Origin of the sequence: Roseicyclus sp., from assembly GCF_052168335.1 — a bacterium.
Taxonomy (GTDB): domain Bacteria; phylum Pseudomonadota; class Alphaproteobacteria; order Rhodobacterales; family Rhodobacteraceae; genus Roseibacterium.
Genome location: NZ_JBQLZP010000076.1, coordinates 1 through 4,995, shown reverse-complemented (window position 1 = coordinate 4,995; position 4,995 = coordinate 1). Strand labels below are relative to the sequence as shown.

General features: G+C 71.2%; 6 protein-coding genes. 4 read left to right on the top strand and 2 right to left on the bottom strand.

Annotated features, from left to right (window positions below; genetic code table 11):
- Positions 1–800: enoyl-ACP reductase FabI (gene fabI / locus ACTS11_RS02535; protein ID WP_442638778.1), on the top strand; the 800-nt coding region annotated here is incomplete at its 5' end.
- A gap of 4 nt (positions 801–804) precedes the next feature.
- Positions 805–1,311: a xanthine phosphoribosyltransferase gene (gene gpt, locus ACTS11_RS02530; protein ID WP_442638777.1), complete on the top strand. Its 507-nt coding sequence runs from the start codon at positions 805–807 to the stop codon at positions 1,309–1,311.
- 67 nt (positions 1,312–1,378) lie between these two features.
- Here gpt and aroB read toward each other — a convergent pair whose 3' ends face one another.
- Complete coding sequence (aroB, locus tag ACTS11_RS02525) at positions 1,379–2,491, bottom strand: 3-dehydroquinate synthase (RefSeq protein ID WP_442638779.1); 1,113 nt, start codon at positions 2,489–2,491, stop codon at positions 1,379–1,381.
- A 19-nt stretch (positions 2,492–2,510) separates the two neighbouring features.
- Positions 2,511–3,077, bottom strand: a complete 567-nt coding sequence (locus ACTS11_RS02520; RefSeq protein WP_442638776.1) for a shikimate kinase — start codon at positions 3,075–3,077, stop codon at positions 2,511–2,513.
- 195 nt (positions 3,078–3,272) lie between these two features.
- Here ACTS11_RS02520 and ACTS11_RS02515 point away from each other — a divergent pair, with 195 nt between their 5' ends.
- Positions 3,273–3,407, top strand: a complete 135-nt coding sequence (locus ACTS11_RS02515; RefSeq protein WP_442638775.1) for a hypothetical protein — start codon at positions 3,273–3,275, stop codon at positions 3,405–3,407.
- On the top strand, positions 3,400–4,950 hold the full coding sequence (locus ACTS11_RS02510; RefSeq protein WP_442638774.1) for a hypothetical protein: 1,551 nt from the start codon (positions 3,400–3,402) through the stop codon (positions 4,948–4,950). The genes ACTS11_RS02515 and ACTS11_RS02510 overlap by 8 nt, the downstream gene beginning before the upstream one ends.
- The last annotated feature ends 45 nt before the right edge of the window (positions 4,951–4,995 follow it).

Here is a 4,995-nt window from a genome sequence, read left to right as displayed (position 1 = left end):
CGGGCAAACGCGGGCTGATCATGGGTCTGGCCAACGACAAGTCGATCGCCTGGGGCATCGCCCGCGCCGTCGCCGCCGAAGGCGCGGAACTGGCCTTTTCCTACCAGGGCGAACAGCTTCTGAAGCGCGTGAAGCCCCTGGCGGAGGAGGTCGGCTCGGACATCGTCCTGCCCTGCGACGTCGGCGACGAGGCGAGCCTCGACGCGCTGTTCGCGGGTCTCGCCGAACGCTGGGACAGCCTCGACTTCGTGGTCCACGCCATCGGCTTCTCCGACAAGAACGAGCTTCGCGGCCGCTACGTCGACACGAGCCCCGCGAACTTCGCGACGACCATGCAGATCTCGGTCTATTCCTTCACCGCCGTCTGCCAGCGCGCGGAGAAGATGATGCCCAATGGCGGCTCGCTCCTGACGCTGACCTATTTCGGCGCCGAGAAGGTGATGCCGCACTACAACGTCATGGGCGTGGCCAAGGCGGCGCTCGAGGCCTCGGTCATGTATCTCGCCGAGGATCTCGGGCGCGACGGCATCCGGGTGAACGCGATCTCGGCGGGCACGATCAAGACGCTCGCGGCCTCGGGCATCGGCGATTTCCGCTACATCCTGAAATGGAACGAGAACAACGCGCCCCTGCGCCGGACGGTCACGCAGGAGGAGGTGGGCAAGTCCGCCCTCTACCTCCTGTCCGATCTCTCCAGCGCGGTGACGGGCGAGGTCCACCATGTCGATTCGGGCTACAACATCATCGGGATGAAGAACCCCGAGGCGCCCGACATGACGCTGGAGCGCAAGGGGGAGTGAGGCGATGATCAATCCGCTGCCGCACGAGAAGGGGTTCCACGTGAGCTGGGACCAGATCCACCGCGACGCCCGCGCGCTGGCCTGGCGGCTGGACAAGCGCGGGCCGGGCGCGGACGGCGCCTGGCGCGCCGTCGTCGCGATCACGCGGGGCGGCATGGCGCCCGCAATGATCGTCGCGCGCGAGCTCGACATCCGCATGGTCGATACGATCAGCGTCAAGAGCTACAACCACCAGACGCAGGCCGCTCCCGTGGTGCTGAACCGCCCCGACGACACGATGATGGGCGACGGCGAGGGTGTGCTCGTGGTCGACGACCTGGTCGATACCGGCAAGACGCTCGAGGTGGTGCGCGCGCTCTACCCCAGGGCGCATTTCGCCACCGTCTACGCCAAGCCCAAGGGCGAGCCGATGGTGGATACCTTCATCACCGGGGTGAGCCAGGACACCTGGATCTTCTTCCCCTGGGACATGGCGCTGCAATACGTCGAGCCCTATCGCGGCAAGGATTGAGGGCAGCGGTTCAACCGAAAATTCGAACGAATTTTCGCAGGGTGCGGATTTTCGTACGAAAATCCGGTCAGCGCCCCCGCAGCGCGTCCGACAGGACCAGGCGCACCGCCTCCGCGGGCACATCGCCGGTGACGAAGGCCTCCCCGATCCCGCGCGCCAGGATGAACCGGAGCTGCCCGCCGACCACCTTCTTGTCCTGCGCCATCAGCGCGAGGAGCCCGTCGGCGTCCGGCAGGTCGCCCGGGATGTCGGCGAGGTCGCGCTTCATGCCCATTGCGGCGAGGTGCGCGCGCACCCGGCTCGGCTCCTCCTGCGGACAGAGGCCCAGCCGCGACGACAGCTCGAAGGCGAGCGCGCAGCCGATCGCCACCCCCTCGCCGTGCAACAGCCGATCCGAGTAGCCCGTCGCGGCCTCGAGCGCATGGCCGAAGGTGTGCCCGAGGTTCAGGAGCGCGCGGTCCCCCTGCTCGGTCTCGTCGCGCACCACGATGTCGGCCTTCATCTGCACCGAGCGGCGGATCGCCTCGGCGCGGAGCGCGGCATCGCCCCGCGCCAGCGCCCGGCCGTTCGCCTCGAGCCAGGCGAAGAACGCCGCGTCGCCGAGAAGGCCGTACTTCGCCACCTCGCCATAGCCCGCGAGAAAGTCGCGTTCGCCGAGCGTGCCGAGCACGTCGATATCGGCGAGGACCCGGACGGGCTGGTGGAAGGCGCCGACGAGGTTCTTGCCGTGGGTCGTGTTGATCCCGGTCTTGCCGCCGACCGAGCTGTCGACCTGCGCGAGCAGCGTCGTGGGCACCTGAACGAAGCGGACGCCGCGCCGGAGGATCGCGCAGGCGAAGCCGACGAGATCGCCGATGACCCCGCCGCCGAAGGCGATGACGAGGTCCCGGCGCTCGACCTTCTCGGCGAGCAGCCACTCGACCGTCTCGATCAGGTGCGGCCAGCCCTTCGTCGGCTCGCCGGGCGGCAGGATCAGCGCGCCGGCCTCGATGCCGGCGGCGGACAGCCCGGCGCGGAGCGTCCCGAGATGGAGCCGCGCGACGGTCTCCTCCGTCACGATCCAGGCGCGCGGGCGCGGCAGGAGGTCCGCGATCTCCGCCCCGGCGCGGGCGACGAGGCCCGTGCCGATCCGCACGTCGTAGGCGCGATCGCCGAGCGGTACGTGAACGTCATGCGCCATGGGTCCGGTTTCGTTCATGTCACTTGACCTCTTCGGCCGCCCCGGCGGCGATCAGGATGCGCAGGACATGCCCCGCCGTCTCGGTGATGGACCATTCCGGCCGCACGTGGATCCGCAGCGGCGCGAGCGCGTAGACGGGGCTGCGCTGCGAGAGGATGTCGGCAAGCGACTGCCTCGGATCGGCGGTCCGCAGGAGCGGGCGCGACGTCTTGTGGCGCACGCGCGTCCACAGAAGCTCGAGATCCGCCTCGAGCCAGAGGACCGACGCCTTCTCGGTCAGGAGCGCGCGGTTGCGCTCCGACATCCAGGCGCCGCCGCCGGTGGACAGGACGCAGGGCGGCCCCTCGAGGAGGCGCGCGATCACCTGGGTCTCCTTCTCGCGGAAGAAGGGCTCGCCGTAGCGCTCGAAGATCTCGGCGATGGAGAGCTGCGAGCGCTCGACGATCTCGGCATCGGAATCGCGCATCGGCACGCCGAGCCGCGCCGCGAGCGCCCGGCCCACGGCGGTCTTGCCCGCGCCCATCATGCCGATCAGCACGACGGTCCTCAGCAGGCGTGCGTCGAGCTCTGGCGCGCTTTCGCCCATCACCGAAAAAATTCCGTCCCCGTCTGGCATTGTTCGCCGCGAGATGGCTTATAGTGAAATTCGCGGCGCGGCAAACCTCCCGGTCTCCGGACGGCGCGGGAGGACGCGCCTCACGACACGTTCCGGGACGCGCCCGGACCGAGCAGTGCGGAGCGGCCGCGCACGAGAGGCCGGCCGCAGGAACGGACCGATCACATGGGGCGACTGATCCGCTTTCTCCTGATTCTGATCGTGCTCGGCGCGATCGCGCTGGTGGCCTATTCCTACTCGGGCTTCCTTCAGCCCGAGCGGGAAGTCGTGACGCAGCCCGTGGACCTCGGACGTGACTGACCGGCTCGGGCGGCTCGCGGCGCTGACCCTCGCGGTCTGCTCGCTCGGCGGCGCGGGCGCGGCGCAGGACCCGATCGAGGAGATCGTGCCGCCGACGCTCCAGGACCTGCCCGAGACGCTGGAGCCGCCGTGGCTGTCGGACACCGTGACGCGGCCGCATTCCAACGTCGCCACCTCGGTGGAGCGCCCCGAGATCACGGTCCTGCCGCTCGACGCGGTCGAACTCGACGCCGTGGGCCTCCTGCCGCGCTCGATCACGGGGCTTCCCGCCGACCTGTGGGGCGCCTCCGATCCCGAAACGCTGGTGCGCCTCTTCCGGGCGCAGCCGAGCGGCGGGCTCCCGGCGGTCCTGTCCTTCACGCGCATGCTCGCGCTGGCCGAGCTCGACCCGCCCGCGGGCGACCCCGAGGGCGAGCTCTTCCTCGCGCGGCTCGACATGCTGCTCGACCGCGGCGCGCTCGACCCCGCGCTCGCGCTGATGGAGCGGGCGGGGCCGACCGAGCCGCAGGTCTTCCGCCGCTTCTTCGACGTGAGCCTCCTGACCGGTCACGGCGGGCGCGCCTGCAACGCGATGGAGGCCAATCCCGACATCGCCCCCACCTTCCCGGCGCGCATCTTCTGCCTCGCGCGGATGGGCGACTGGTCGGCCGCCGCGCTGTCGCTCGGCACGGGCGAGGCGCTCGGGCGGATCACGACCGAGGAGGGCGACCTGATCGCCCGCTTCCTCGACCCCGAGCTCTTCGAGGGCGAGGGCCCGCTGCCGCCCGACCCGAACCTGACGCCGCTGGCCTTCGAGATGCGCATGGCCATCGCCGAGCGCCCCGATCTCACGGGCGCCCCGCTCGCTTTCGTCCATGCGGACCTCTCGCCCCTCGCCGGCTGGCGCGCGCAGCTCTCGGCGGCGGAGCGGCTGACGCGCTCGGGCGCGATCGAGCCGCAGGAATGGTTCGCGATCTACACCGCGCGCGTTCCCTCGGCCTCGGGCGGGGTCTGGGACCGCGTGGCCGCCGTGCAGGCGCTGGACGCCGCGCTCCTGGCGGGCGATGCGGCGGAGGTCGCGCGCCGCCTCGCGCCCGCCTTCGAGCACATGCAGGAGGCGGGCCTCGCCACCGCCTTCGCCACGATCTTCGCCGAGCGGCTGCAGCGCGTGCCGCTGACGGCCGAGGCGGGAACGCTGGCGCGGCGCATCGGGCTCCTCTCGCCGATCTACGAGGACGTGGCGCAGGCCGCCGTGCCGCAGACCGAGGCCGAGGCCTTCGCCTTCGACATCGCCCGCGGGCGCGCCACGGCCCCGGTCCCGTCGGACGATCCCCTCGCCGTCGCCGTTGCCGCCGCCTTCGCCGAGCCCCCGCCCGCCCACCGCTACGCCTGGTTCCTCGAGAACGGCCGCATGGGCGAGGCCTTCCTGCGCGCGGCCCTCGTGCTGGCCGACCGGGAATCGGACTACGGCGACATCACCGACGCGCTCGCCCTGTTCCGCGGGGTCGGCCTCGAGAACCTGGCGCGGCGGGCGAGCCTCGAGCTTCTGCTGAGCGGGGGCTGAGCCCTTGGCCCCGCGCGCCGACAGCGACTGGATCTCGGCCTTCCT